The sequence below is a fragment of the Rhizobium redzepovicii genome, from assembly GCF_019793435.1.
Classification (GTDB): Bacteria; Pseudomonadota; Alphaproteobacteria; order Rhizobiales; family Rhizobiaceae; genus Rhizobium; species Rhizobium redzepovicii.
Window position 1 is genome coordinate 159,582 of record NZ_JAILYH010000012.1, and the last position, 25,387, is coordinate 184,968.

Below are 25,387 nucleotides of genomic sequence, written 5' to 3' on the forward strand. Positions count from 1 at the left end.
CGCACGGATGCGGAGGAGGAACCATGACCGGAACTCAGGAATTCGAACGTGTCCTCGACGGCAGCGACAAGAGCGTCGCCTCCTTCGAGCACCAGGACGTCTCGCTGATCAAGCGCGCCCAGCATTTTCTGCACTCGACGCCGGCCGCCGTGCCGCTGATCGTGCTGGTGCTGGCGATCATCATCTTCGGGGCAACGATCGGCGGACGGTTCTTCTCGTCCTATACGCTGACGCTGATCCTGCAACAGATCGCCATCGTCGGCATTCTCGGCGCCGCCCAGACGCTGGTCATCCTGACCGCCGGCATCGATCTTTCGATCGGCGTCATCATGGTGATCTCGGCTGTCATCATGGGCAATGTCGCCATCACCTACGGCATACCGACGCCGATCGCCGTTATCGGTGGTCTCCTTGTCGGCGGGCTCTGCGGCTTGCTGAACGGCTTCCTCGTCGCCTTCATGAAACTGCCGCCCTTCATCGTCACGCTCGGCACCTGGAATATCGTCATGGCGACGAATTTCATCTATTCCGCCAATGAGACGATCCGCGACACCGATGTCGACGAACAGGCGCCGCTGCTGCATCTTTTCGCTGCGAGCTTCAGGCTCGGCAGCGCCGTGCTCACCCTCGGCGTCATCGCCATGGTGCTGCTCGTCCTCTTGCTCTGGTATGTGCTCAATCACACCGCCTGGGGCCGGCACGTCTATGCGGTCGGCGACGATCCTGAGGCCGCCAAGCTCTCCGGCATCCAGACCAAGAAGGTGCTGCTCACCGTCTACACCATCTCGGGTGTCATCGCCGCCTTCGCCGCCTGGGTTTCGATCGGCCGCAACGGCTCGATCTCGCCGTCCTCGGCGGTCACCGACTATAACCTGCAGGCGATCACCGCGACGGTGATCGGCGGCATCTCGCTCTTCGGCGGCCGCGGCTCCATTCTCGGCACGCTGTTCGGCGCGATGATCGTCGGCGTCGTGTCGATGGGCCTCAATATGCTCGGCGCCGACCCGCAATGGAAAGTCCTTTTGACAGGCGTGCTGATCATCGCCGCCGTCGCCATCGACCAGTGGATCAGAAAGGTTTCGGTGTAATCATGGCTCGCGAACCCCTTCTCACCGCCCGCGGTCTCGTCAAGCGCTACGGCCGCGTGACCGCGCTCGACAATGCCGATTTCGATCTTTACCCGGGCGAAATCCTCGCCGTCATCGGCGATAACGGCGCCGGCAAGTCTTCGCTGATCAAGGCGATTTCAGGCGCCGTCACCCCCGACGAGGGGGTGATCACCCTCGAAGGCAAGCAGGTGCAGTTCCGCTCGCCGATGGAAGCCCGTGAGGCCGGTATCGAAACCGTCTATCAGAACCTGGCTCTGTCGCCGGCGCTGTCGATCGCCGACAACATGTTCCTCGGCCGCGAGATCCGCAAACCGGGCGTGCTCGGCTCGATGTTCCGCATGCTCGACCGGCCGGCCATGGAAAAGCTGGCGCGCAACAAGCTCTCCGAACTCGGCCTGATGACCATCCAGAACATCAACCAGGCGGTGGAGACGCTCTCGGGCGGCCAGCGCCAGGGTGTCGCGGTTGCCCGTGCCGCCGCCTTCGGCTCCAAGGTCATCATCATGGACGAACCGACGGCAGCGCTTGGCGTCAAGGAAAGCCGCCGCGTGCTGGAGCTGATCCTCGACGTGCGCGCCCGCGGCCTGCCGATCGTGCTGATCTCGCACAACATGCCGCATGTCTTCGAGGTTGCCGACCGGATCCATATCCACCGCCTCGGCCGCCGCCTGACAGTGATCGATCCGAAGGAATATACCATGTCCGACGCCGTCGCCTTCATGACCGGCGCCAAGGCAGTGCCGACGGAGCCCGTTGCGGCATGACGGTCAGCACCGAGGAAATCGCCGGCGAGGTCATCAACCGCGCCGGTGATGCCAGACGCTTCCTCATCGGCATTGCCGGCCCGCCGGGTTCCGGCAAGTCGACCATGGCCGACAATCTGGCGGCGGCGTTGAAGGCCAGAGGCGAAAGCGCCGCGGTCCTGCCGATGGACGGCTTCCACATGGACAACGCCATCCTGATCGAACGCGGCCTCTTGGCCCGCAAGGGCATTCCCGAGACCTTCGATGTCCGCGGTTTCCTCGATATCGTCCGCGCCGTCAGGCCGGCGGATCAGGAGGTTCTCGTGCCGGTCTTCGACCGCTCCCGCGAACTGGCCATCGCATCGGCCCGGCCGATCGATCCGAACGACCGTTTCATCATCGTCGAGGGCAACTATCTGCTCTTCACAGAGGGAAAATGGGCTGAACTCGACGGGATCTTCGATTACACGATCATGCTGGCGCCGCCGATGGAGGTGCTCGAGGAGCGGCTCTGGGCGCGCTGGCGCGGTTATAATCTGAGCGAGGAGGCCGCCAGCGCCAAGGTCTACGGCAACGACCTGCCGAACGGCCGGCTGATCCTCGAAAACCGCCGTCCGGCCGATGTGACGCTGGAGATCGCGCTGGCGTAAGGCCGCGACGATTGTTTTCACCTGAGGTATAGTGTTATCGAGGCCCGCAGACGCATCGCTTCGGAGGCCTGCCATGCAAACGATCACCATCCGCCGCCCTGACGACTGGCACCTGCATCTGCGCGACGGCGCCATGCTGGAGGGCGTGATCGCCGATACGAGCCACACCTTCGCTCGCGCCATCATCATGCCCAATCTGGTGCCGCCCGTCGTCACCACGGCGGATGCGGCGGCCTATCGCGAGCGTATCCTGAAGGCGCTGCCGGCCGGCCATCGTTTCCAGCCGCTGATGACGCTGTATCTCACCGAACATACGAGCCCCGACGATGTCGAGGCCGGCGCCAGGAGCGGCCTCATCACCGCCGTCAAGCTTTATCCGGCCGGCGCCACCACCAATTCGCATGGCGGCGTGCGCGACATGGAAAAGGCGATGCCGGTGCTGGAGCGCATGGCTGCGATTGGCCTGCCCCTCTGCGTCCATGGCGAAGTGACGACGCCTGAGGTCGATATCTTCGATCGCGAAGCCGTCTTCATCGACACCGTGCTCGATCCGCTGCGCCGGCGCCTGCCCGAGCTGAAGGTGACGATGGAGCATGTGACGACATCGGACGGCATCGATTACATCAAAGGCGCCAAAGGCAATCTTGCCGGCTCCCTTACCACCCATCATCTGATCATCAACCGCAACGCCATCCTCGTCGGCGGCATCCGCCCGCATTATTATTGCCTGCCGGTCGCCAAGCGCGAGAGCCATCGCCTGGCACTGCGTGCCGCCGCCGTGAGCGGTGACGCCCGCTTCTTCCTCGGCACCGATTCCGCCCCGCATGTCGATCCGCTGAAGGAATGTGCCTGCGGCTGCGCCGGCATCTACACCTCGATCAACACGATGAGCTGCCTGGCGCATGTCTTCGAGGAGGAGGGCGCGCTGGACAGGCTCGAAGCCTTCACCTCGCTCAACGGACCGGCCTGGTACGGGCTTCAGCCGAACGAGGAACGCATCACCCTGTCCAAGCAGGCCGAGCCGGTCGTTTTTCCCGCCAAGATAGAAACGGGCGCCGGTCCGGTGACGGTGTTCGATCCGATGTATCCGCTGCATTGGCACGTCGTGGCGTAGGTGTTGCAGCCCGCGTAATCAATTTTAAATAGAATATTCATTAAAGTTGTGCGCCGACGTTAGGCGCATAACATTTTCATTGTGCAATGCATCATTTGTTAACGGATGCATAAGACATTTCTCACGCGGACATAGGCTGCCGATCATCCGGCGGGAAAACACCTGCGGAGCCTGAAAAGCATGATGCTTGACTATAACTCCCTCTTGCTGGCGCTCGGCGTCTCGACGGCATGCCTTGCCGTGACCTTGATGGGCGGCTGGCTCGTCCGCCGAGCCGAAACCGTGCTGCTCACCGCCACCGTCGGCCTGGTCTTCGTCGTCAGCGGCATTTTTGTCTACAGCGCCTACGTGGACAGGCCGGAGATAGGGTTTGGCATTGCCAATTTCGTACTGTTCCATGCCGGTTTCGCCACCATCTGGGGTGCCGGCCGACAGTTTCTCACCGGCCGTCTGCCCTTGCCGGGCATTGCGATCCGCGCCGTGGCGGCGATGACCTTCTCCATCGTGCCGCTGATATTGGGTTATGACGGCTTGGCCTTCATCGCTGACAATCTTGCCATTGCCCTGCTGCTCTTTGCCACCGCCCGGCAATACTGGCTCGCCCGCGCCGAGGCGCCGGCGCCGATCCTCGGGATCACGGCGCTCTATACGCTGACGGGGATCTCCTTCGTGCTTTGCGCCGCCGTGCTGATCTCCGACGGCAAGCTGGTGCTCGGCAAGGCGCCGAGCAACTGGGCCGAGGATCTGAGCCTTGCCGTCTGCATCGCCGGCATGACCGGGATCGGCGCCCTGTCGCTGGCGCTGCATCAGTGGCGGCTTGCCGCCCGCCATCGTCTCGAGGCGATCACCGATCCGCTGACCGGGCTGCTCAACCGCCGCGCCCTGTTCGATCAATACGGCACGCGCCCGATGGGCTCGACCACCGCCGTCATCGTCTTCGATATCGACCACTTCAAATCGGTCAACGACCGCTTCGGCCATGCGAGCGGCGACCGAGTGATCAAGGCCTTCGCCGGCGAACTCGCCACCCATTGCCGCGCCGGTGACATCGCCGCACGGCTGGGCGGTGAGGAGTTCGCGCTGGTGCTGAAGGAAACCATGCCCGGCCGGGCCGAACTGGCGGCCGAGCGCATCCGCGAGGCTTTCGAGGCGCGCGAGATCGATATCGATGACGAGGTGCTGAAATGCACCGTCAGCGTCGGCGTTGCGCCCGGGCGCGCCAAGAGCCTGGATTTCGACGCCATGCTGAGTGCCGCCGACAAGGCGCTCTACGCCGCCAAGCGGGGCGGTCGCAACCGGGTCGAGCTTGCCGGCCACCTGCAGGCGGTTCCGGTCGAGGCGTCGCGCACGGCGTCTTGATTCCTGACCTCTCCCCTCATAATATCGCCCCTGGCCGGATGCGGCCAGCCGCCCCGCGACGCCCGACGTTTGACAGTTTGGCGTTATGGTGAATGCATCCAAACCATCCTTCACATCCCTTGCCGTTTGGCGATCGATGGCGAACGGGTCAGCAGACGCGGGCACTGATCGTCCTGTTTGCCGCCGATGGAAGGATGACATATGCGCGATTTTCGCGATGCCAAACTCATGGCAAAGACGTTGCGGCAGGCCCTTGCCGACCGCGACATTTCCCTCACCCACAGCGAGACGCTCGAAATCGTCGCCCGGCAATTCGGGCTCGAGCAATGGAATATCCTCTCGGCAAGGATCGATGCGGCGGGTGCGTCCCGCTCCGCAATCGGCATCGAGCCGCCGATGCCGATCTTCCGCATCTTCTCGGTGGAGAAAGCCATGGAGTTCTACTGCGGCTTTCTCGGTTTCCATCTCGACTGGGAGCATCGCTTCGGCGAGAATTTCCCGCTCTATTGCCAGGTCTCCCGCGATGGCATGGCGCTGCACTTGAGCGAACATTCCGGCGACGCCAGCCCCGGCGCCAAAGCATTCGTCCGCGTCGCCAATGTCCGGGCCTACCACGCCGAGCTCGCCGGCAAGGACTACCGCTACATGAAGCCCGGCGTGGAGGAAGCCCCCTGGGGCCTGGAGATGACCGTCACCGACCCCTTCAGCAACCGCATCGCCTTTTGCGAGCAGAGATAGGCGCGGGCGCTGGACTCCCTCCTCTCCCCAGCCGGGGTCCGAAGGACGGGTCGAGACCTGTGGCTCGACCCTGGTCTGTGGCCCGAAGGGTCGGATGAGGGGGCTACACGGGCACAGCATTTATTGCCCTTCGCGTGCGCTCCGTGCATTCGGGGCTTTGCCGCTCACCCCCTCAACCGCCTGCCGGCACCTTCTCCCCGCTGGCGAGAAGAGACGTGTCGCAATGCCGCCTTCTCAAACGACCATCAACGCCCTGACGAAGGCCATCGAAGCCAGCAGCGAGGCCACGGTCCGCACATGGTTCCACCACGTCCAGTCCCTGAGATAGGTCGCCCAGAGCCCGACTGCCTCCGGCCCGCTGCCGCTGACCTTTTCCAGCGCATCGTTCATGGGCACGTTGAAGATGATGGTCGAGAGGAAGGAGGCGAAGACATAGAGGGCGGCGCCTGTCAGCATCAGCGCGGATGCGCTGCCGCGCCAGTTCATCAGCGCCAGCACTGCGATGACGATGCAGAGGATTGCCGTCGGCACGAACAGCGCCATGAAGGGCGAGCGGACGATCGTCACGTTGATCGAGTTCATCGCCGCAATGCCCTGCTCGGCCGGGATGCGCGAGAAGGCGGTCATGATGAAGGTCGAGAAGGCGAAGAAGATGCCGGCGACGAGGCCGCTGCCGATGGCTGCGGCGACGAGCGAGAGGATGAGGACGAACTGCATGTCGAAGCTCCTTCCAAGGAACAAAACAAGAGAAACTCTCTTATTTGCAAAATGAGATAAACTCTCTTATTTTATTTGTCAACCGCCGAAGGAGCAGGGGATGTCGGAACAGCCGGTCGCAACGCGCAGGCGCAATCAGCAGCATTCCGGCCAGCCGCGCCGGATCCCGAGCCAGCAGCGCGGTCGTGACCGCTTCGAAAAGATCCTCGCCGTCGCCTCCGAGCTGATCGAAAGCCATGGCAGCGATGGCTTGAAGATGAGCGAGATCGTCGAAAGGGCCGGCCTCTCCTTCGGCGCGCTCTACCAATATTTTCCCGACAAGAGCGCGATCATCCGCACATTGGCCGAGCGCTTCAACGAGGAGGGCAGGCGCTGCGTGGAGGCGGAACTGGCTGAGGTGACCGACGCTGCGGCGCTCACCGGCGCGCTTGCCAACATCGCCGACGAATATTACGCTTTTTTCCGCCGCGAGCCGGTGATGCGGGACATCTGGCATGCGACCCATACCGACAAGCAGCTGCAGCAGATCGATGCCGAGGACATGGAATTCCATGCCCAGGCATTGCTCGCCGTGCTCGTCCGCCTGTGGCCGGAGCGTGACCGCAGCAAGCTTCTGGCGATCGCCCGGCTGACCATGCAGCTCATCGCCGCTGCCGTGCGTTATGCCGTTTCGCTGGATCCGGAGGAGGGCGATGCGGCGATTGCCCTCTTCAAGAAGATGCAGGGCCCCGATATCGGCCGTCTGTTGCTGGAATAGCCGCGCCTGCGTCTGGAAACGATGGGCTCTTGCTGCTATTGCCGGTGACACAAAGCTGAAGGAGAGCCCGCATGATCCAGACGACATTTCCCGACCGTGCCGTGATGGCCGAACTGGTGGCCAAGATGCTCTGGGAGATCAAGGCGGTGCATTTCAATGCCGCCCAGCCTTACAAACTTGCCTCCGGTATGGCGAGCCCGGTCTATATCGATTGCCGCAAGCTGCTCTCCTTTCCGCGCATCCGCTCGACGGTGATGGATTTCGCCGCCAGCACCCTGCTGCGCGATGCCGGTTTCGAGCAGTTCGATTGCATCGCCGGCGGCGAGACCGCCGGCATTCCCTTCGCCGCCCTGCTTGCCGACCGCCTCGGCCTGCCGATGATCTATGTCCGCAAACAGCCGAAGGGCCATGGCCGCAATGCCCAGATCGAAGGCAATATGCCGGAAGGGTCGCGCGTGTTGGTCATCGAGGATCTGACGACGGCCGGCGGCAGCATGTTCAAATTCATCGATGCGGTGCGGGCCGCGGGCGGCATTGTCGATCACGGCATTGCGCTGTTCTTCTACGGCATCTTCGGCCAACAGCGCTTTGACGACGGCAAGGTCCGGCTGCATCATATCGCCACCTGGCGCAATGTTCTGGCTGTTGCCAAGGAGCGGCAGCTGTTCGACGACAAGACGCTTGAAGAGGTCGAGGCTTTCCTCGATGCGCCGCTCGCCTGGTCGGGACGCAACGGTGGCGTCAGCGAGCTTTCGCTCTAAGCGGTTGACAAAAGCCCGCTTAATCGGTTGATGAACATATCAGTGCTGTTGGGAGAAATTCGATGATTTTGTGCTGCGGCGAAGCCTTGATCGACATGCTGCCGAGGGATACGACCCTTGGCGAAAAGGGCTTTGCGCCCTATGCCGGCGGCGCGATTTTCAACACCGCCATCGCGCTCGGCCGCCTCGGCATTCCCACTGCCTTCTTCACCGGCATCGCCGACGACATGATGGGCGAAATCCTGCTTGCGACCCTGAAGGCGAGCAATGTCGATTACAGCCCCTGCGCCATCACCCAGCGCCCCTCGACGATCGCCTTCGTCAAGCTCGTCAACGGCCAGGCGACCTATGCCTTCTACGACGAAGGCACGGCCGGCCGCATGATCACCACGGCCGACCTGCCGACCCTTGGCGACGATTGCGAAGCGCTGCATTTCGGCGCCATCAGCCTGATCCCGAGCCCCTGCGGCGAAACCTACGAAGCGCTGCTCGACCGCGAGGCAGCCAAACGTGTCATTTCGCTCGACCCGAACATCCGCCCCGGTTTCATCAAGGACAAGCCGGCGCATATGGCCCGCATCAAGCGCATGGCGGCAAAATCCGACATCGTGAAATTCTCCGATGAGGATCTCGACTGGTTCGGTCTTTCGGGCGACCACGACACGCTCGCCGCCCACTGGCTCGCCCACGGCGCCAAGCTCGTCGTCATCACCAAGGGCGCCGAAGGCGCCTGCGGTTATACCAGGGATCGCAAGGTGACGGTGCCGAGCGAACGCGTCACGGTCGTCGACACCGTCGGCGCCGGCGACACCTTTGATGCCGGCGTCCTGGCCTCGCTGAAGATGGACGGCCTGCTGACCAAGCCGCAGGTCGCCTCGCTCGACGAACAGGCGGTGCGCAACGCCCTGACACTGGGTGCGAAGGCGGCGGCCGTCACCGTGTCGCGTGCCGGCGCCAACCCGCCTTGGGCGCGTGAGATCGGGCTTTAAGGCAGGGCCCACCTCTCGATTCCCTCTTCCCCCCAGCGGGGAGAAGGTGCCTGTAGGGCGGATGAAAGGGGCCGGCGAAGCCGGTCTTCACAACGCTGCTGCGGGATCGGCGGCGTTGGAATCGTTTCGACCTTGTTCAAGCCTAGAGCACGGCGTTTCGCGATAAGTTTTATATTGTGCCGGGCGGCCCCCTCATCCGCCTGCCGGCTCCTTCTTCCCCGAGGGGGGAAGAGGATATGCCGCAACGTCTCGACACCCTGTCTCTCGCGCCAAGCGCGGGGGCGCGCCCGGCTGGTCGATCAGGGCACGCCAGCCCCGCTCCGGTCGGAACTCGGAACGGTCACCAGGTCCCGCAGGAAATTTTCGCACCAGAGCGAGACGTCGTGCGAAAGCAGATGTTCCATCATCATGCTCCAGCGGTCACGGCGCTCCTCAAGCGACATGGCGAGCCCTCGCGCAATCGCATTGGCGGTGCCTTCGATATCGTAGGGATTGACCAGCAACGCGCCCTTCAACTCCCTGGCCGCGCCGGCAAAGCGAGACAGCACCAACACGCCCGGGCGATCCGGATCTTGGGCGGCGACATATTCCTTGGCGACGAGGTTCATGCCGTCGCGCAGCGGCGTGACCAGCCCGATCGTCGCCAAGCGGAAGAGCCCGGCGAGCACATTGCGGCTGATCGATCGATTGACATAGCGGATCGGCACCCAGTCGACCGTGCCGATGGCGCCGTTGACGCGGCCGGCCTGTTCGGCGACCATCTTCTGCATCTGCTCGTATTCGGGAACTTCGGATCGCGATTTCGGCGTGACCTGCAGAAAGGTCACCTTGTTCTGGTAGGCCGGATTGCTGGCGATGAAGCGCTCGAACGCTTCCAGCCGCTCAATGATGCCCTTCGAATAATCGAGCCGATCGACGCCGATGATCATGTCGCGGCCTTCAATGCTGCGCCGGGTCTTCTGAACCATGACGTTGTTTGCGGCTTTTTCGGCGAATTCGGCGAATCCAGCGGTTTCGATGCCGATCGGATAGGCGCCGGCCTTGAAGACCCGCCCGTGCGAATCGAACAACCCGTTGCCGAGGTCGTCGCCGATGCCCTCCCTTCTGAGATAGCCCGCGAAGTTCTGCAGGTCGTAGTCGGTCTGGAAGCCGACGAGATCGTAATGCGAGAGCCCGCGCATGATTTCCTCGTGGACCGGCATGGTGACGAGAATGTCCGCCGGCGGCCAGGGGATATGCAGAAAGAAGCCGATCCGGTTCTTCAGCCCCATCTGGCGGAGTTCGGCCGCCAGTGGAATGAGGTGGTAATCGTGAACCCAGATAATATCATCAGGCTCGATCAGCGGCGCCAGCCGGTGTGCAAAGAAGCGGTTGACGCGGAAATAACCGGCCATTTCCTTCCGGCCATATTCGGCGAGATCCAGGCGGTAGTGGCAGATCGGCCAGAGAACGCGGTTTGCAAAGCCGCGATAGTATTCTTCGACGTCGGTGTCGGTGAGGTCGGTCAGGGCATAGGTGATGTTGCCCTTCTGCAGTTGTGACAGCGCGCCCGGTTCCCTGTCGCCACTCGACTCTCCCGACCACCCCATCCAGATGCCGCCGCGCTCCTGCAAGGCTGCCTGTAGCGCGACGGCAAGGCCGCCGGCAGCAGCACCCCCATCTTTGCTCGGCACGGGAACACGATTGGAAACGACGACAAGACGGCTCATGGAGTTCCTTTGCCTGAGAGCGGTTCAGCTTTTTATGGAAGCGCCTGCTCATCGGCCGATGGGATTGATGGAACGGAGCGTCGTCCCAGGCTTGATAGGCCATGTCTTGGGAAGCAGCCCCTGCACAGAATTTGCTTAAATCTAGGGTGATTGCCGAGAAATGAAAGAATTCCTTCTATAATTTTCCATTAGAAGAACATTTCATCCGCTTCCGCACGACGAGCGTCTGTGCGGCGGCGCACCAGATCCTACTGATATCGGTTTAACATTTGCGGCTGTGATGATGATGTCGGCGCTCGTCGCGATGTCGGCCCGTGGATGGCCTGCGCGGGTCACAGCCCGCCGCGGGACGCCGCTCCCAGGAATGGGGCCGTCGGAGGACGGGCATAAACGTCTGCCCGGCCTCTTGCGTTAAGATGAGGCGGCTGCCTCGAGTGCTTACTTCGCGAGCTTTGACAGCGCTGCGACCAGCCCCTGCGTCGAGGAATCATGGCCAGCCGCGCTCTCCTTGCCCTCGACGACAGGCAGCAGGCCGGTCGCCAGTTCCTTGCCGAGCTCGACGCCCCACTGGTCGAAGGAGTTGATGCGGAAGAGCACGCCTTCGACGAAGACGCGGTGTTCGTAGAGCGCGATCAGGCGGCCGAGGGCGTAAGGGGTGAGCTTGTCGTAGACGAAGGTGATCGACGGCCGGTTGCCCTGGAAGACGCGGTGCGGGGCGATGAAATCGGCCTTCTTGTCGTCCATTCCTTTGACGGTCAGCTGCTTCTTGGCTTCATCGAAGGTGCGGCCCTTCATCAGCGCTTCCGACTGGGCGAGAACGTTGGAGATCAGCAGCTGGTGCTGGTGGCGCAGCTCCGGCTCGAAGGCGTTGGCGGCGATCATGAATTCGGCGGGGATGATGCTCGTGCCCTGATGGATGAGCTGATAGAAGGCGTGCTGGCCGTTAGTGCCGGGCTCGCCCCAGACGACCGGCCCGGAATTGCCCTCGACCGGCGTACCGTCGATGGTCACACCCTTGCCGTTCGATTCCATGTCGAGCTGCTGCAGATAGGCAGGAAAGCGCGACAGGCGCTGGTCATAGGGCAGGATGGCGCGGGTGGGATAACCGAGCACATTGCGATGGTAGAAGCCGATCAGGCCGAGCAGCATCGGCAGGTTTTCGGCAACCGGCGCCTGACGGAAATGATTGTCGACGGCATGGGCGCCGTCGAGGAACTTGCCGAAATTCTCCGGGCCGACGGCGATCATCAGCGGCAGGCCGATCGCCGACCAGATCGAGTAGCGGCCGCCGACCCAGTCCCAGAAGCCGAAGACGCGGGCGCTGTCGATGCCGAAGGCGGCGACCTTGTCGAGCGCCGTCGAAACGGCGGCGAAATGGTGCTGCACGGCCGCTTCGCCGAGCGCCTTGGCGATGAAATTGCGCGCCGTCTGCGCATTGGTCATTGTCTCAACGGTGGTGAAGGTCTTCGAGGCGACGATGAACAGCGTCGTTTCCGGCTGAACCAGCTTGAGGATATCGGCGATATGGGCGCCGTCGATATTGGAGACGAAATGGGCGCGCGGGCCGTCATGGAAGGGAGAAAGCGCCAGCGTCGCCATCACGGGGCCGAGATCCGAGCCGCCGATGCCGATATTGACGACGTCGGTGATCGCCTTCCCGGTTGCGCCCTTCAGCGCACCGGAGCGGACGCCGCCGGCGAACTTGCCCATGGCGGCCAGCACCGCGTTGACATCCGGCATGACGTCCTTGCCGTCGACCAGAACCGGCGTGTTGGAGCGGTTGCGCAGTGCAGTGTGCAGAACGGCGCGGTCCTCGGTGAAATTGATCGCCTTGCCGGAGAACATCTCCTCGCGCTTCTTCTCGACGCCGCCTTCTTCGGCGAGTTTCACCAGCAGCTTGAGGATGTCGTCGTTCACTGCCGTCTTGGAAAAATCCATCAGCAGGTCATCAAGCGAGACGGAGAAGCGCGAAAAACGCTTGGAATCGGCGGCGAAGGCCGCACGAAGATCGGTCGCCTTGGTGGCGGCGGCGGTGCTTTTCAGCTGTTCGACGATGGCGTTCATGGGAGGCTCCTTTGGAGGCGGAAAGGTTGCGGAAACTATTCGCTTTATCGGGCCTAAATCAAGTTCAGCTGCCGCTCCAATATGAAAAAAGCCACCCGCGGCAAGCGGCTGGCTTTTAGAGCCTTTCCTGGTCAGCTTGAAGCATTCTGCCGGAGCAGGTTTTCGTCAGGGCAGAGGCGATTGGCGAAGGGCATACCCGTTGGTACGCTCAAGCCGATCGCCTCTGATCCTGGCGGAGAGATGCCCGGCCCACCGGCCGCACCGATTCGCCGTGGCGAAGCGATAAGTGCGTCCGGCGATTCCCAAGTCTTGCAGATTTGCCTGGCAAATCTGCGGGAGGGTTGGCTGAAACGGGCCGGCTGATCGACCGGCCGGCTTGGCCGTGGAGCTTTGCTACGACGCGCCGGCCGGTCGACCATCCGACTCCGTTTGAGCCAACAGAATGCTTCAATCTGACCAGGAAAGGCTCTAATTTCATCAGATCGTCAAACTCAGCCGCGCAGGTCCTTGCGCAGGATCTTACCGACCGGCGACTTCGGCAACTCGGTGCGGAATTCGATGAAGCGCGGGCGTTTGTAATTGGTGAGGTTGGCGATGCAATGGGCCTTCACCTCGGCCTCCGTCAGGTTCGGATCCTTCCTGACCACGAAGAGTTTGACCGCCTCGCCCGAATGCCCGTCCGGCACGCCGATGGCGGCTGCCTCGAGGATGCCTACATGCATGGCGGCGACTTCCTCGATCTCGTTCGGATAGACGTTGAAACCCGAAACCAGGATCATGTCCTTCTTGCGGTCGACGATTTTGGTATAGCCGCGCGCATCCATGAAACCCATATCGCCCGAGCGGAAATAACCGTCTTCGGTCATCACCCGCGCCGTCTCCTCCGGCTTCTGCCAATAGCCGGCCATCACCTGCGGCCCGCGAATGCAGATCTCACCGACCTCGCCGAGCGGCAGCGATTTTCCGTCTTCGTCGCGGATATCGAGGTCGGTTGAGGGCATCGGCAGGCCGATCGAGCCGGTGAATTCCGGCGAATCGAAGCGGTTGGCGGTGGCGACCGGCGATGTCTCGGAAAGGCCGTAACCCTCGGTCACCGCCGTGCCCGTTATTTTCAGCCAGCGTTCGGCGACCGGACGCTGCACGGCCATGCCGCCGCCGAGCGACATGATCAGCGGGGAGAAATCGAGCTTGGCGAATTCGGCATTGTTCATCAGCGCATTGAACAGCGTGTTGAGGCCGGGAAAGATATGGACATCTGACTTGCCGAATTCCTTGACCAGACCGGGAATGTCGCGCGGATTGGCGATCAGGATATTGCGGGCGCCGAGAGACATGCCCATCAGCGAATTCACCGTCAGCGCGAAGATGTGGTAGAGCGGCAGGGCGCAGAGGAAATTCAGCACCTCGGGCTGTTTCTTGCGCTCGAAGGCCGATCTGAGCCAGAGCGACAGCTGCAGCTTGTTGGCAAGCAGATTGGCATGCGTCAGCACCGCGCCCTTGGCAACGCCCGTCGTGCCGCCGGTATATTGCAGGAAAGCAATATCACCGCCGGCAAGCGTGACCGGCTGCAGGGTTTTATTCGCCCCTTCGCGCAGCACTTGGCCGAAGCTCTTGTGCTGCGGGATCGACCAAGAGGGAACGAGCTTTTTCACCTTGCGCACCGCGAAATTGACGATCAGCCCCTTCAGCCCCAGCATTTCGCCGAGCGAGGTGACGACGACATGGCGAAGGTCGGTCTTGTTCAGGACCTGCTCCACCGTGCGGGCGAAATTCTCCAGCACGAAGATCGCCTTGGCGCCGGAATCGCGCAGCTGATGTTCGAGTTCGCGCGGCGTATAGAGTGGGTTGACGTTGACGACGACGAGACCGGCCCTGAGGATGGCATAGGTGGCGACCGGGTTCTGCAACACGTTCGGCATCATCACCGCGACGCGGTCGCCCTTTTGAAGGCCCGTGCTCTGCAGCCAGGCGGCGACTTTGCGCGTCTGACTCTCCAGCTCGCGGTAGCTCATCGCCTTGCCCATGCTGGCAAAGGCGGTGCGGTCGGCGTAACGGGCGCAGGATTTTTCGAGCAGTTCCGCCAGCGAGGCATGTTCCGGCGGCGGAAGCTCGGCCGGAACCACATCCGGATAGGCGGCAAGCCAGGGTTTTTCAGGCTTGGCTCCGTTCGGATGGACGGAAATGCTGTTCATCGTGTCTCTCTCCCTTGCGGCCGCCGCGCCGACGATCGGTCGGCAGACTGACCGAAAGATCCTCCATCTTCCAGTCCGGCAGCTTATGCCATTGCTCGAATGGTTCAAGCCGAATGAAGCTATACTAACCTTGACGTAAACGTCAACATTCGCCGATTGCGCAATCGTGCCGGAGAGGGGGAACTTTGAACCCGCGATGACGTTGATCTTGCATACCCAATCCGAGGAAACCCAAAGGAGATGCATCATGCTCAATCAGGAAACTGACGCCAACCGCCGTGACCCGGACGCCAAAAGCACGCATTCGCTGATCGCCAGCGACCGCGTCGAAGGCACCCGTGTCTATGGTGCCGATGGCAGGCATATCGGCTCCATCGAACGTCTGATCATCGGCAAGCTTGACGGCCGCGTCGCCTATGCCGTGCTGAGCTTTGGCGGCTTCCTCGGCATTGGCCACGATCACTATCCGCTGCCCTGGGAAAAGCTGAACTACGACACGCAGCTGGATGGCTATCGCATCGACCTGACCAAGGAACAGATCGAAGGCGCCCCGAGCTATGCGGACGATGACGACAGCTGGTACAACGACAATGGCCGCCGAGTTTACGATTACTATGGCGTGCCGCCCTACTGGATGTAACGTCGTCCGCTAGGCTGAGCTGGAAGGGCCCCGTGCGATGCGGGGCCTTTTTGCTGTTTGGCGGCAGAAGACCTGCCTTACAAAGGGTGCGAGGAACGGAGAGATCACGGCATGTCCTCTTCTCCCGTCGGGCAGAAGTGCCGGCACGCGGATGAGGGGGCTACACGGCACACCTCACCCCAAACTATGCCCATACGCCGTGCCCAAGGCGCCAATCAACCCGATTGCAGCGCATCGCATCCGCACGAGGATTGCAGGAAAGACCGGCGTTTCCGGCCCCCTCATCCGCCCTACGGGTACCTTCTCCCCAAGGGGAGAAGAGGGAATCGAGATGTTGTGGCGGCCCTTTTCAGCGCCCCGCCACAAGATCATTGGCCGACCGCAACACGGTGCCGATCGTGATGTCCTCCGCGACGATCGTCTTCCCCGTCGTCACCGAAAACACATGGCTCTCGCCCGGCAGCAGCGTCACCAGCATCGTGTCGACCACCGCGTCCGGATCCAGCCGATCCGCCATCAGGCAGAGATCCTTGAGGAAATTATCAGCCCTCACCTTCACGGCATACCCGCCATTGATCGCTGCGACATCGACGCTCAGCCGCGGCGCCGGCAGGGCAAGCGCGATATCCTCGACGAAATAGTGAAAAGCCCGCCTGTCGAGCATCTCGACGACGATGACTTCCTCGTTCGGTAAGCCGGGCCTGACGATATCTTCGGGCAGCGGAAACTCCTTCGCCGCGAAGCGGTCGCAGAGCAGACGCCAGAATTCGAATTCGCCCAACACAGTGCCGTCGAGCGTCAAACGCCTTCCGCTGATCTTTGCCCGCCAGAACAGCGTTCTCTCGTTGACCGCCACCGCCGAAAGCCCGTCGCCGCGTGGCTGGATGGTCAAGAGACGCGGATCATAGGCGGCCTTCAGCGCATACCAGAGCGGCTTGCGGCGACCGGCAGAATCGAGTGCCGCCCAGGAGGTCACCGGCCAGCAATCGTTGAACTGCCAGACCACCGCACCCCTACAGATCTCCCGATGCGAGCGCATGTGCTCGATGCCGAAGCGGATGGCGCGGGCCTGGTTGAGCTGGGTGGCGAAGTGCCAGTCGTCCATCGTCCGTGGCTCCGGCAAATGGCCGGCAAGGCCGCGGATCAGCTTGTCATTACCCTGCGTCGCCTTCTGGTGATGGAAGACGCCGTTCGATTGCGGCGTCAGCGGCGTGTCATGAACGCTTTCGGCGATCGTCGCCCAGGCGGCCGGCGCCTGCCAGCCGAATTCGGAGCAGAAGCGCGGGATATAGTTGCGGTAGACCTCGTAGCCGACATCGTTCCACACGTCCCAGATATGTTTGCAGCCATGTGCGTCGGCATTGGGTTCGATCTCCATCGAGCCGGAATAGGGGCTGCCGGGATAATAGGGCCGGTCGCGATCGAGTTCGGCGCAAAGTCTTGGCAGCAGGTCGAGATAATAGCCGAGCCCCCAGCTTTCACCCGGCTTGATGATCGGCCGCCAGCCCCATTCGTCGAAGCCCCAGATGTTCTCATTGTTGCCGTTCCAGAGGATCAGTGAGGCATGTGGCATCAGCCGCACGACATTGTCGCGCACCTCTGCCTCGACCTCGCTCCTCAGTGGCTCCTCCTCCGGATAGGCCGCGCAGGCAAACAGGAAATCCTGCCAGACCAGCATGCCCATGCGGTCGCAGGCTTCGTAGAATTCGTCGCGCTCGAAAATGCCGCCGCCCCAGACGCGCAGCATATGGATATTGGCGGCCTTGGCCTCCTCGATCCGCGCGCCATAACGCTCAGCCGTCACCCGCGAGGGGAAACAATCATCGGGAATCCAGTTCGCGCCGGCGATGAACAGCGGCACGTCGTTGATGACGAAGGTGAAGGCCGAGCCGTGCGCGTCGGCCGAGGTGTCGAGCCTCAGCGAGCGGAAACCCAGCTCGCGCTCGTCAGCGTCGAGCAGATCGCCGCTGGCATCGTCGACGAGCTCAAGCGTCAGGGAATAAAGCGGCTGCGCGCCGAGATGGTGCGGCCACCAGAGCTGCGGCGAGGGGAGGGTAAGCTCGAAAGAAACCTCGTCTTCGCCGGCGCCGATCGCCACCGTTTTGGTCACGTCGCCGATTGTAGCGGTGAGCCGGCAGGCCGCCCCCTCGCCATGCCGCGCCAGCCGGGCATGGACCTTCACCAGCCCGTCACCACCGGCAAGGCTTGCCGAAACCCTTATCTCGCCGAGCCGCGCCCGATCCCAGCTTTCCAGCCTGACCGGTTTCCACAGGCCCGCCGTCACCAGCGTCGGGCCCCAGTCCCAGCCGAAATTGCAGGCCATCTTGCGCATCAGATTGCCCGGTCCCGGATAGTTGTTGGGCCGGTAGCCGTAATGGTTCTCCATCTCCGCGCCATAGGCATAGGCGGAGCGGAAGGTGACGGTGAGTTCGTTGGCGCCTGTTTTCAGCAGCCCGGAAACATCAAAACGATTGGTGCGGTGCATGTTGAAGCTGCGGCCGATTTCTTCGCCGTTCAGCGCGATCACAGCGATGGTATCGAGCCCGTCGAAGATCAGCTCCTGGATCTTGCCGTCCTCAGGCGCGGCCTCGAACGTGCAGCGATAGGTCCAGTCGGTTTTGCCGATCCAGTCGTTTGTGATCTCGTTGACGTCGATATAGGGGTCGGGGATCAGCCGGCTGGCGAGAAGGTCGAGATGCACGCATCCCGGCACGGTTGCAGGGATCGATTCCGGCAGGCCGGGCCTTCCTGTATCGTTGCAGTGGAGTGTCCAGCCGGAATTCAGCGTGGTCTTCTCGATCATGCGGGCTCCTGATTTATGCCGCTCGAAACTGGGGGGTGAGGTGTCGTTGGAAGGGCGCCGCAATCGGTCACGGCGCATTGTGGGTCAGAGAAACCGGCCGTGGCGCTGCAGCACTTCGATCTTGTAGCCGTCGGGATCGCTGATGAAGAAGAACAGGCCGAAGAGCTTGCCGTCGCGGTTGAGCTCCACCAGCTGACCGGGTTTCAGCCCCAGCTTTGACAGCCGCTCGCGCTCGATCGCCACCTCTTCGACCGAGACGGCGAGATGGCCATAGGCGTTACCGAGATCGTAGGGTTCGGTCCGGCCCTTGTTGACGGTCAGCTCCAGTTCGAAGCCGGTCTCGGCATTGCTGAGATAGATCAGCGTGAAGGTTTCGAAATCGACGCGGTCGGCGACCGAAAGGCCGAAGGCCTTGCTGTAGAATTCGACCGAGCGCGCCTCGTCGAGAACACGGATCATCGAGTGGATCATCTTCGCCATGGCGTCCTCCCGTGGAATCGATCACCGCAGCCTTGGTAGCGGTCCTTTCACGCCGGGCGCAAGCCGATTCTTCGGGTGATCGCCGCTTCGACAAGGCCCATGGCGTCATAGATCAGCACCGCCATCAGGCCGACGATCAGCCCGCCCTGCAGGATGAAGGCGGTATTGTCGGAAATCAGTCCGGCAATGATCACCTCGCCGAGGCCCTTGGCCGCCACCGTCGAGCCGATCGTCGCCGTGCCAATATTGATGACGGTGGCAACCTTCAGCCCTTCGAGGATCAGCGGCAGGGCAAGTGGTAGCTCGACCCGCAACAGCCGCTGCGTGGCACCCATGCCCATGCCGTCGGCGGCGTCGAGAACCTGCGGCGACACCTGCTTCAGCCCGGCGACGGTGTTTTCGAAGATCGGCAGCAGGCCGTAGAGAAACAGCGCGATCAGCGTCGGCATGGCGCCGAAGCCGGTGGCCGGAACGGCAAGCGCCAGCACCGCGACCGGCGGAAAGGTCTGCCCGGCATTGGCGATCGCCCGCGACAGCGGCAGAAAGTCGGCGCCGCTCTCGCGGGTGACGAAGATACCGCCGGCAACGGCGAGCACGGCGCTGCAGACAATCGATCCGATCACCAGCTGCAGATGGCCGACGGCGAGCGAGGCAAGGCTGTTCTGCGTATAGACGGCGGGCGCATTGTTGCTGGTCAGCGGCACGAGCAGGAAGGACAGCCACTCGGTCCTGAACAGCAGGATGAGCAGAAGGGCGAGCGCCGCCAGGCGGAAGAGATTGGCGACGACGAGTTTCATGCCTTGCGGCCCAGTTCGAGCAGCCGACTCATCGAGATCGATCCCACCGGCGCCTTCTCGCCATCCTGCACCGCCGCCTCGTCGACGCCCTGCCAGATCATTTCGGCGAGCGCATCGCGCAGGCTGAGCGATTGCGACAGGGCATAGGCGAGACCGCTTTTGGCCGGCTCCATGCTTTCTTTCAGCGGCAGCAGCGACATCAACTTCAGCGCCCGGTCGGAGGTGCCGGTCAATTGCTGGACGAAGGGGTCGGCGGGTTCGGTGAGGATCTTTTCCGGCGTCGAGCATTGCAGCAGCCGGCCCTGGCTCATCACCGCGATCTGGTTGCCGAGATGGAAGGCCTCGTCCATGTCATGGGTGACGAGGATGATGGTGGTGCCGAACTGCTTCTGGATCGCCAAGAGATCGTCCTGCGCCTTGCCGCGAATGACCGGGTCGAGCGCGCCGAAGGGTTCGTCCATCAACAGCAGTTCCGGCTCGGCCGCCAGTGCCCGGGCGACCCCGACGCGCTGCTGCTGGCCGCCGGAAAGCTGGTGCGGATATTTGTCGGCGAAAGTTGCCGGATCGAGGTTGAACAATCCAAGCAGTTCCTCGACCCGTCTGGCGATACGGGCCGAATCCCAGTCGAGAAGCTGCGGCACGGTGGCGATATTCTGCGCCACGGTGCGGTGCGGGAAGAGCCCGTGCCCCTGGATCGCATAGCCGATCTTGCGGCGAAGCTCCGTCACCTCGACGTCGATCACATTCTGCCCGCCGACGAAAATCTCGCCCTCGGTGATCGGCACCAGCCGGTTGATCATCCGCATCAGTGTCGATTTGCCGGAGCCGGAGGTACCGACGATGACGGTAATCTCGCCCTTCTCGACCTGCATCGAGACATTGTCGACGACGGTGGCCGTGCCATAGCGCTTGGTGACGTTCCTGATCTCGATCATGCTCATGCGGCGGATCCCCGGATACTGTCGATGACCGCATCGAGGATGACGGCCGATGAGAAGGCGAAGAAGACGGTCGGCACGGCGCCGAGCAGGACGAGGTCCATGGCCGTCTGGCCGAGTCCCTGGAAGATGAAGATGCCGAAGCCGCCGCCGCCGATCAGCGCGGCGATCGTCACCATGCCGATCGCCTGCACCAGCACGATGCGGATGCCGGTGAGGATGACCGGAAAGGCAAGCGGCATGTCGATGCCGGTGAGGATCTGCCGGCGCGTCAGCCCCATGCCGGCCGCGGCATCGCGCACCGAGGGGTCGACGCCCTGCAGGCCGACGACGGTGTTGGCAACGATTGGCAGCAGCGAATAGAGCACCAACGCGATCAAGGCGGGCGCCGTGCCGATGCCGCGAATGCCGATGGCCGATGCCAGCGCCACATGGGTGGCGAGATAACCGAGCGGCAGCATCAACAGGCCGAAGAGCGCAAGACTGGGGATCGTCTGGATGAGGCTGAGGCCCTGCAGCACGATGGCGCGCAGCTTCGGCACCCAGAAGCAGAGGATGCCCAGCGGCAGGCCGAGGATGATGGCGATGGCGAGCGAACCGAAGGCCAGCAGCAGATGCGAGATCGCTTCCGTCTCGAACTGCGGCGCCCGCGTCGAGAACTCCTTCATGATCGACAGGCTGTCGAGCAGGCCGGAGGCGAGCGAGATGAAGAGCAGCGCGGTGTAGCCCGCAAGGGCCGCGACCCGCATCCAGGGCGCCAGCCTTATTTTCACCAGCGCATCCGAGATGACGAGCCCGATCACCGCAAACAGCACCCAGAAGCCGCCGCCGGGCGTCATCCGCGCCACCGTGCTGCCGGGCGGTGTCGCCGCCGTCGAGACGAGGCCGATCGCAACGACCAGCGCCGCAAGGCAGAGTGTGGCGATCACGAGCCGGGCGAGAGCATTGCGGAGAAACAGCGTCGCCAAGGCCGTGAGAATAAGCAGCACGGTCAGGAAGATGACGGAAGGCTGGGGAAGAAGCTGCGTCAGCAGCATCGGCTTGCCGGCGGCGATGCGGTTCGCCTTGACATAGATGAACGGCATCAGTGCCGTCGCCGCAATGCCGCCCGCCACCAGAACCACGCCGAGCCGGTCCAGCCTGCGGACCGCTGAGGTTTCTTCCATCAAATCAACCCTGTCTGAGCAATCCCGTCCGGCCAACCCTATCAGCAGAGGGGGCTCCGCCCGCAATCGGGCGGAGCGAGTGATGATTATTTCAGGAAGCCTTTTTCCTTGAGATAGGCTTCAGCGACGGATTTCGCCGGCTCGCCGTCGACCTGGATCTTGGCATTGAGCTTGCGCAACTCGTCGGCGGTCAGGCTCTTGAAGATCGGCGAGAGCACTTCCTCGATCTTCGGATTGGCTTTCAGCACCTCTTCGCGGATGATCGGCGTCGGCGCATAGACCTGCTGCACGTTCTTGTCGTCTTCGAGAACGGTGAGCTCGGCCGCTTCGATCGCGCCATCCGTGCCATAGACCATGGCGGTGTTGACGCCGTTGGTTTGGTCGGCGGCCGCCTTGATCGTCGCCGCCGTGTCGCCGCCGGAGAGAACGACCATCTGGTCGGGCTTCAGCTGGAAGCCGTAGGTCGTCTGGAAGGCGGGAAGCGCGCCGGCTGAATTGACGAATTCGGCAGACGCCGCCAGCTTGGCGGCACCGCCGCCGGCGACCCATTTGCCGAAGTCCGTGAGGCTCTTCAGCTTGTTCGGTTCCGCGACGTCGCTGCGCACGGCGAGCGCCCAGGTGTTATTGGCAGGCGACGGCGTCAGCCAGACGATCTTGTTGGCGTCGTAATCGAGCTTCTTCGCCAGCTCGTAACCCTGGTCGATATTCTTCCAGGCGGCATCGTCGGCCTTGTTGAAGAAGAAGCCGGCATTGCCGGTATATTCCGGATAGATGTCGATTTCGCCTGCGGTGATCGCCTTGCGCACGACCGGCGTGGCGCCGAGCGCGATGCGGTCCTGCGTCTTGATGCCGTTGGCTTCGAGCGCAAGCGCAATGACATTGCCGAGCAGCGTGCCTTCCGTGTCGATCTTCGACGAGACGACGACATCCGCGGCGTGAGACGCACCCGCCGCGAAGGCGGAGAGCGAGACGGCGAGTGCGAGTTTCTTCAGCATGGAATATCCCCTTGGTTGACACTGTTAGCACTTTGAATTGCTGCATTATGCAGGTGCGCAAGCTCCGAGCGGGAGCTCTGCGCACAGAAGTTCGCCAGCCAGCGCGACGACGTCGCCACCATGCCGGAATTGCGTGCGTCATGGAAATAGCGTGCACGCCCGAAAAATCGATGCAAGCCCCCTCCAGTATTTGCAGTCGCGGCACGATTATGGCGGCGAATGCATCTCCACGCGTGGAAACGCATTCCCTTTTCCAGGGCCGGCGCGATTTGTTTTTGTCCCCTTGCGTGTTTCCGCGGTGGTCCGGTGCTCTGTTGCGGATTGCCGCCGCCCGGATTTTTCTATGACGGAAACGATAGCCCGCCTCTTACGATGCAGGGATATCTTTTTTCGTGAACACATCATATCGTCCGGTTTTTCCAGCGCTTTCCGGAGCCAGCCCTTTTGCATCTCGGCGCCCTGTTCATAAGCCACCATGTGCTGACCTCCGGTTCGGTGCGCGAGACCGCGCGGCGCTTCCAGCTGTCGCCCTCCACTGTCTCGACGGCCATCCGCCATCTCGAAACAGAGCTGGCGATGAAGCTGACGGAACGCGCCTCCGGCGAGCTGGTGACGCTGCTCGCCAGCGGCAGGGTGCTGGAGGGACTGGTGCCGATCACGGCGGCAATCGGCGAACTCGGTCAATTCGCCGGTCATGACGCTGCGGCCGCCGATGCCCACGCGGCCTGGGCATCGCGCATTCCCCTCAAGATCGTCACGATGGAGCGCTTTCTCGAAGTCGCCGATCAGGGCAGCATCAATCGCGCCGCCCGCCGTCTTGGCCTGGGTCAGCCGCAGCTTTCGCTTCAGCTTGCCAACCTGGAGAAATTTCTGGGTGGCCGCCTGTTCGAGCGGCAGGCGCAGGGCTCGGTGCTGACGGAGGAGGGCAGGCGCGCCTACCAGGTCTTCACGGCGATCAGCCAGGCATGGAACGATCTGAAGTCTTCGGCCGACGAGCGATATCGGCGCACCGTCCGGTCGCTGCGCATCGGCTCGATCATCCCCACGGGATCGGAAAGCTGGGTGGCGCGCTGCCTGGGTTCGCTGGTTTCGGAATGGAATGCGCGGCGCAGCAACAATGCGATATCGCTGGTCTCGATGACCGCCGACGATCTGCGCGAGGCGCTAAAGAGTGGCCGCATCGATGTCGCCATCCTGGATTCGGTCTTCGGGCTGGAAAGCTTCCGCCATCGCGAGCTGCTGCAGACCGACATGGTGGTGATCGCGCCGCCGGATAGCACCGAAACGAATGTCGCCGATCTCGTCGCCGGCCATGCCATCTGCATGCCGAGCCCGCGCACCGGCCTCGGCCACGCGGCCATGGCCTTCAGCTATGAGCGTGGCCCAAACCGGCGGTTCCGCAGCCAGGATATCACTGCGGCGGATTCGCTGCCCGTGATCGTCGACCTCGTCGCCAATCACGGCTACGTTTCCTTCTTGGGCCGCGTCAGCGCCATGCCGATCGCTGATAAGGTGCGCATTGTCGATCTCGACGAACATCTGCCGATGTCCTATCACGTCGCCTTCAATCATCGCAAAGCCGCCGCCGATGCCTGCGCCGTCATCATCGAGGCGGCGGCGAGAATCACGTCTGAGCCTGTCGCGCAGACCGAAAGAGTTAGGGAGAGCGCGGCATGACGATCCTGCTGGAAGTGTGCGTGGATAGCGCCAATGGCCTCGCCGCCGCCATCGAGGGCGGCGCCGACCGCATCGAGCTTTGTTCGGCGCTGGAGCTCGGCGGTCTGACGCCGCTGCCGAGCTTGATGCGGATCGCCGCCAGGGCGCGTATTCGCGTCTACGCAATGATCCGCCCGCATGCCGGTCCCTTCATCTTCGACAGGGCGGACGAGGAAGCGATGATGCTCGATATCGACGCCGTGCGCGCCGCAGGCCTGGCCGGGGTCGTCATCGGCGCCAACCGGCCTGATGGTACGCTCGACATGCCGCTGATCCACCGCCTGAAGGCGCATGCGACAGGCCTCGGCTCGACGCTGCATCGGGCGTTCGATCTGGTGCCGGATGCCGATCAGGCGCTGGAACAGGCGGTCGAACTCGGCGTTGAGCGCATCCTGACATCCGGCTGCGCGCCGAAGGCGGCCGACGGAACCGAAACCCTGAAACGCCTCTCGGCAAGGGCCGCCGGCCGCATATCCATCATGCCCGGCAGCGGCATCCGCCCCGCCAATGTCACCGCCATCTTGCAGGCAACCGGCGCCCGCGAGGTCCATGGATCCTGCAGCTCACCTGTGGAAAGCGCCGACCCCTGCGCGGTCGCCTTTGGTTTCGAGGCGAAAAGCGCGAACCGGACGGATAGTGCGGTGGTCAGGGAGATGTGCAGGGCGATTGCGTCAATGGAGCGTTAGCGGTCTCGCAATTCCGGACGGAAAGCGTTTTGCGATTTTGAAACGCGAATGCAGTGCTTGCGGCATGGGTCCTCGGGTCAAGCCCGAGGACGACGGAGTGTGGTGTGGGCGCTGCGGCAAGTAGGTGCCGTAGACACCAAACGACAAGCAAATTGGGACCGCGGGTTTTCCCTATTTTTACGCGATCCCGGACATAAAACGGGCGCCCACCTTTGATGGAATTGCTCCAAGCGTCCCGGCCCTTGCCGCGTGGTTTCCCCACCC

Annotated in this window: 23 protein-coding genes; 12 read left to right on the plus strand and 11 right to left on the minus strand. The window is 62.8% G+C overall.

What is annotated here, in order from left to right; translation table 11 throughout:
• The first annotated feature begins 23 nt into the window (after nucleotides 1-23).
• The 6 genes from K6N12_RS20335 to K6N12_RS20360 all read left to right on the plus strand — a co-directional run bounded on the left by K6N12_RS20335 (nucleotide 24) and on the right by K6N12_RS20360 (nucleotide 5,713).
• Complete coding sequence (locus K6N12_RS20335) at nucleotides 24-1,088, plus strand: ABC transporter permease (RefSeq protein ID WP_064836250.1); 1,065 nt, start codon at nucleotides 24-26, stop codon at nucleotides 1,086-1,088.
• Nucleotides 1,089-1,090: 2 nt separating this feature from the next.
• On the plus strand, nucleotides 1,091-1,873 hold the full coding sequence (locus K6N12_RS20340; protein WP_097624730.1) for an ATP-binding cassette domain-containing protein: 783 nt from the start codon (nucleotides 1,091-1,093) through the stop codon (nucleotides 1,871-1,873).
• Nucleotides 1,870-2,502, plus strand: coding sequence for a nucleoside triphosphate hydrolase (locus tag K6N12_RS20345; protein WP_097624731.1), 633 nt, complete (start codon nucleotides 1,870-1,872; stop codon nucleotides 2,500-2,502). Before K6N12_RS20340 ends, K6N12_RS20345 begins: the two co-directional genes overlap by 4 nt.
• 73 nt (nucleotides 2,503-2,575) lie before the next feature.
• Nucleotides 2,576-3,616 carry a dihydroorotase gene (pyrC, locus tag K6N12_RS20350; RefSeq protein WP_097624732.1) on the plus strand — a complete coding sequence of 347 codons (1,041 nt, stop codon included), beginning with the start codon at nucleotides 2,576-2,578 and terminating at the stop codon, nucleotides 3,614-3,616.
• Between the two features lie 180 nt (nucleotides 3,617-3,796).
• The gene (locus K6N12_RS20355; protein ID WP_097624733.1) at nucleotides 3,797-4,975 is read left to right on the plus strand and encodes a GGDEF domain-containing protein; all 1,179 of its coding nucleotides are present in this window, start codon (nucleotides 3,797-3,799) and stop codon (nucleotides 4,973-4,975) included.
• Between the two features lie 201 nt (nucleotides 4,976-5,176).
• Nucleotides 5,177-5,713 (plus strand): glyoxalase superfamily protein, encoded by a 537-nt coding sequence (locus K6N12_RS20360; protein WP_097624734.1) that lies wholly within the window; start codon nucleotides 5,177-5,179, stop codon nucleotides 5,711-5,713.
• Nucleotides 5,714-5,947: 234 nt separating this feature from the next.
• On the opposite strand, the gene K6N12_RS20365 is transcribed toward K6N12_RS20360, so the two are convergent.
• Nucleotides 5,948-6,430 (minus strand): anthrone oxygenase family protein, encoded by a 483-nt coding sequence (locus K6N12_RS20365; RefSeq protein ID WP_097624735.1) that lies wholly within the window; start codon nucleotides 6,428-6,430, stop codon nucleotides 5,948-5,950.
• 100 nt (nucleotides 6,431-6,530) lie between these two features.
• Here K6N12_RS20365 and K6N12_RS20370 point away from each other — a divergent pair, with 100 nt between their 5' ends.
• The 3 genes from K6N12_RS20370 to K6N12_RS20380 all read left to right on the plus strand — a co-directional run bounded on the left by K6N12_RS20370 (nucleotide 6,531) and on the right by K6N12_RS20380 (nucleotide 8,937).
• Nucleotides 6,531-7,187, plus strand: coding sequence for a TetR/AcrR family transcriptional regulator (locus K6N12_RS20370; protein WP_097624736.1), 657 nt, complete (start codon nucleotides 6,531-6,533; stop codon nucleotides 7,185-7,187).
• Nucleotides 7,188-7,258: 71 nt separating this feature from the next.
• Nucleotides 7,259-7,948: an orotate phosphoribosyltransferase gene (locus K6N12_RS20375; protein ID WP_097624737.1), complete on the plus strand. Its 690-nt coding sequence runs from the start codon at nucleotides 7,259-7,261 to the stop codon at nucleotides 7,946-7,948.
• Between the two features lie 62 nt (nucleotides 7,949-8,010).
• Entirely contained in the window at nucleotides 8,011-8,937 is a 927-nt protein-coding gene (locus K6N12_RS20380; protein ID WP_097624738.1) for a carbohydrate kinase family protein, read from the plus strand.
• A 299-nt stretch (nucleotides 8,938-9,236) separates the two neighbouring features.
• Here K6N12_RS20380 and otsA read toward each other — a convergent pair whose 3' ends face one another.
• The 3 genes from otsA to K6N12_RS20395 all read right to left on the minus strand — a co-directional run bounded on the left by otsA (nucleotide 9,237) and on the right by K6N12_RS20395 (nucleotide 14,902).
• Nucleotides 9,237-10,646: an alpha,alpha-trehalose-phosphate synthase (UDP-forming) gene (otsA, locus tag K6N12_RS20385; protein ID WP_097624739.1), complete on the minus strand. Its 1,410-nt coding sequence runs from the start codon at nucleotides 10,644-10,646 to the stop codon at nucleotides 9,237-9,239.
• Nucleotides 10,647-11,084: 438 nt separating this feature from the next.
• Nucleotides 11,085-12,710 (minus strand): glucose-6-phosphate isomerase, encoded by a 1,626-nt coding sequence (pgi, locus tag K6N12_RS20390; protein WP_097624740.1) that lies wholly within the window; start codon nucleotides 12,708-12,710, stop codon nucleotides 11,085-11,087.
• A gap of 491 nt (nucleotides 12,711-13,201) precedes the next feature.
• A complete protein-coding gene (locus K6N12_RS20395) occupies nucleotides 13,202-14,902 on the minus strand; it encodes a long-chain fatty acid--CoA ligase (protein ID WP_097624741.1) in 1,701 nt (566 codons plus the stop codon).
• Between the two features lie 247 nt (nucleotides 14,903-15,149).
• Between K6N12_RS20395 and K6N12_RS20400 the strand changes: the two genes are divergently transcribed.
• On the plus strand, nucleotides 15,150-15,542 hold the full coding sequence (locus tag K6N12_RS20400) for a PRC-barrel domain-containing protein (protein WP_003588818.1): 393 nt from the start codon (nucleotides 15,150-15,152) through the stop codon (nucleotides 15,540-15,542).
• Between the two features lie 349 nt (nucleotides 15,543-15,891).
• On the opposite strand, the gene K6N12_RS20405 is transcribed toward K6N12_RS20400, so the two are convergent.
• From K6N12_RS20405 to K6N12_RS20435, 7 genes are all read right to left on the minus strand, one after another.
• On the minus strand, nucleotides 15,892-18,345 hold the full coding sequence (locus K6N12_RS20405; RefSeq protein WP_097624742.1) for a glycoside hydrolase family 2 protein: 2,454 nt from the start codon (nucleotides 18,343-18,345) through the stop codon (nucleotides 15,892-15,894).
• An 84-nt stretch (nucleotides 18,346-18,429) separates the two neighbouring features.
• Nucleotides 18,430-18,825: a VOC family protein gene (locus tag K6N12_RS20410; protein WP_097624743.1), complete on the minus strand. Its 396-nt coding sequence runs from the start codon at nucleotides 18,823-18,825 to the stop codon at nucleotides 18,430-18,432.
• 47 nt (nucleotides 18,826-18,872) lie between these two features.
• Complete coding sequence (locus K6N12_RS20415; RefSeq protein ID WP_097624744.1) at nucleotides 18,873-19,622, minus strand: ABC transporter permease; 750 nt, start codon at nucleotides 19,620-19,622, stop codon at nucleotides 18,873-18,875.
• A complete protein-coding gene (locus tag K6N12_RS20420; RefSeq protein WP_097624745.1) occupies nucleotides 19,619-20,563 on the minus strand; it encodes an ABC transporter ATP-binding protein in 945 nt (314 codons plus the stop codon). The genes K6N12_RS20415 and K6N12_RS20420 overlap by 4 nt, the downstream gene beginning before the upstream one ends.
• Entirely contained in the window at nucleotides 20,560-21,726 is a 1,167-nt protein-coding gene (locus tag K6N12_RS20425; RefSeq protein WP_097624746.1) for an ABC transporter permease, read from the minus strand. Before K6N12_RS20425 ends, K6N12_RS20420 begins: the two co-directional genes overlap by 4 nt.
• Before the next feature lie 86 nt (nucleotides 21,727-21,812).
• Nucleotides 21,813-22,721, minus strand: a complete 909-nt coding sequence (gene osmF / locus K6N12_RS20430; protein WP_097624747.1) for a glycine betaine ABC transporter substrate-binding protein OsmF — start codon at nucleotides 22,719-22,721, stop codon at nucleotides 21,813-21,815.
• Between the two features lie 207 nt (nucleotides 22,722-22,928).
• Nucleotides 22,929-23,198, minus strand: coding sequence for a hypothetical protein (locus K6N12_RS20435; protein WP_179867086.1), 270 nt, complete (start codon nucleotides 23,196-23,198; stop codon nucleotides 22,929-22,931).
• On the opposite strand from K6N12_RS20435, the gene K6N12_RS20440 reads away from it, so the two are divergent.
• Both K6N12_RS20440 and K6N12_RS20445 read left to right on the plus strand, forming a co-directional pair.
• On the plus strand, nucleotides 23,166-24,398 hold the full coding sequence (locus K6N12_RS20440; RefSeq protein ID WP_097624748.1) for a LysR family transcriptional regulator: 1,233 nt from the start codon (nucleotides 23,166-23,168) through the stop codon (nucleotides 24,396-24,398). The genes K6N12_RS20435 and K6N12_RS20440 overlap by 33 nt on opposite strands.
• Nucleotides 24,395-25,123: a copper homeostasis protein CutC gene (locus K6N12_RS20445; RefSeq protein ID WP_097624749.1), complete on the plus strand. Its 729-nt coding sequence runs from the start codon at nucleotides 24,395-24,397 to the stop codon at nucleotides 25,121-25,123. The genes K6N12_RS20440 and K6N12_RS20445 overlap by 4 nt, the downstream gene beginning before the upstream one ends.
• Nucleotides 25,124-25,387: the final 264 nt, after the last annotated feature.

Excerpts from the sequence above, each read along its gene's own strand:
- osmF (WP_097624747.1), bottom strand. The coding sequence starts at position 22,721 with ATGCTGAAGAAACTCGCACTCGCCGTCTCGCTCTCCGCCTTCGCGGCG.
- K6N12_RS20415 (WP_097624744.1), bottom strand. The coding sequence starts at position 19,622 with ATGAAACTCGTCGTCGCCAATCTCTTCCGCCTGGCGGCGCTCGCCCTT.
- otsA (WP_097624739.1), bottom strand. The coding sequence starts at position 10,646 with ATGAGCCGTCTTGTCGTCGTTTCCAATCGTGTTCCCGTGCCGAGCAAA.
- K6N12_RS20425 (WP_097624746.1), bottom strand. The coding sequence starts at position 21,726 with ATGGAAGAAACCTCAGCGGTCCGCAGGCTGGACCGGCTCGGCGTGGTT.
- K6N12_RS20360 (WP_097624734.1), top strand. The coding sequence starts at position 5,177 with ATGCGCGATTTTCGCGATGCCAAACTCATGGCAAAGACGTTGCGGCAG.
- K6N12_RS20405 (WP_097624742.1), bottom strand. The coding sequence starts at position 18,345 with ATGATCGAGAAGACCACGCTGAATTCCGGCTGGACACTCCACTGCAAC.
- K6N12_RS20380 (WP_097624738.1), top strand. The coding sequence starts at position 8,011 with ATGATTTTGTGCTGCGGCGAAGCCTTGATCGACATGCTGCCGAGGGAT.
- K6N12_RS20370 (WP_097624736.1), top strand. The coding sequence starts at position 6,531 with ATGTCGGAACAGCCGGTCGCAACGCGCAGGCGCAATCAGCAGCATTCC.
- K6N12_RS20420 (WP_097624745.1), bottom strand. The coding sequence starts at position 20,563 with ATGAGCATGATCGAGATCAGGAACGTCACCAAGCGCTATGGCACGGCC.
- K6N12_RS20345 (WP_097624731.1), top strand. The coding sequence starts at position 1,870 with ATGACGGTCAGCACCGAGGAAATCGCCGGCGAGGTCATCAACCGCGCC.
- K6N12_RS20355 (WP_097624733.1), top strand. The coding sequence starts at position 3,797 with ATGATGCTTGACTATAACTCCCTCTTGCTGGCGCTCGGCGTCTCGACG.
- K6N12_RS20340 (WP_097624730.1), top strand. The coding sequence starts at position 1,091 with ATGGCTCGCGAACCCCTTCTCACCGCCCGCGGTCTCGTCAAGCGCTAC.
- K6N12_RS20375 (WP_097624737.1), top strand. The coding sequence starts at position 7,259 with ATGATCCAGACGACATTTCCCGACCGTGCCGTGATGGCCGAACTGGTG.
- K6N12_RS20395 (WP_097624741.1), bottom strand. The coding sequence starts at position 14,902 with ATGAACAGCATTTCCGTCCATCCGAACGGAGCCAAGCCTGAAAAACCC.
- pgi (WP_097624740.1), bottom strand. The coding sequence starts at position 12,710 with ATGAACGCCATCGTCGAACAGCTGAAAAGCACCGCCGCCGCCACCAAG.
- K6N12_RS20410 (WP_097624743.1), bottom strand. The coding sequence starts at position 18,825 with ATGGCGAAGATGATCCACTCGATGATCCGTGTTCTCGACGAGGCGCGC.
- K6N12_RS20435 (WP_179867086.1), bottom strand. The coding sequence starts at position 23,198 with ATGGTGGCTTATGAACAGGGCGCCGAGATGCAAAAGGGCTGGCTCCGG.
- K6N12_RS20400 (WP_003588818.1), top strand. The coding sequence starts at position 15,150 with ATGCTCAATCAGGAAACTGACGCCAACCGCCGTGACCCGGACGCCAAA.
- pyrC (WP_097624732.1), top strand. The coding sequence starts at position 2,576 with ATGCAAACGATCACCATCCGCCGCCCTGACGACTGGCACCTGCATCTG.
- K6N12_RS20335 (WP_064836250.1), top strand. The coding sequence starts at position 24 with ATGACCGGAACTCAGGAATTCGAACGTGTCCTCGACGGCAGCGACAAG.
- K6N12_RS20445 (WP_097624749.1), top strand. The coding sequence starts at position 24,395 with ATGACGATCCTGCTGGAAGTGTGCGTGGATAGCGCCAATGGCCTCGCC.
- K6N12_RS20365 (WP_097624735.1), bottom strand. The coding sequence starts at position 6,430 with ATGCAGTTCGTCCTCATCCTCTCGCTCGTCGCCGCAGCCATCGGCAGC.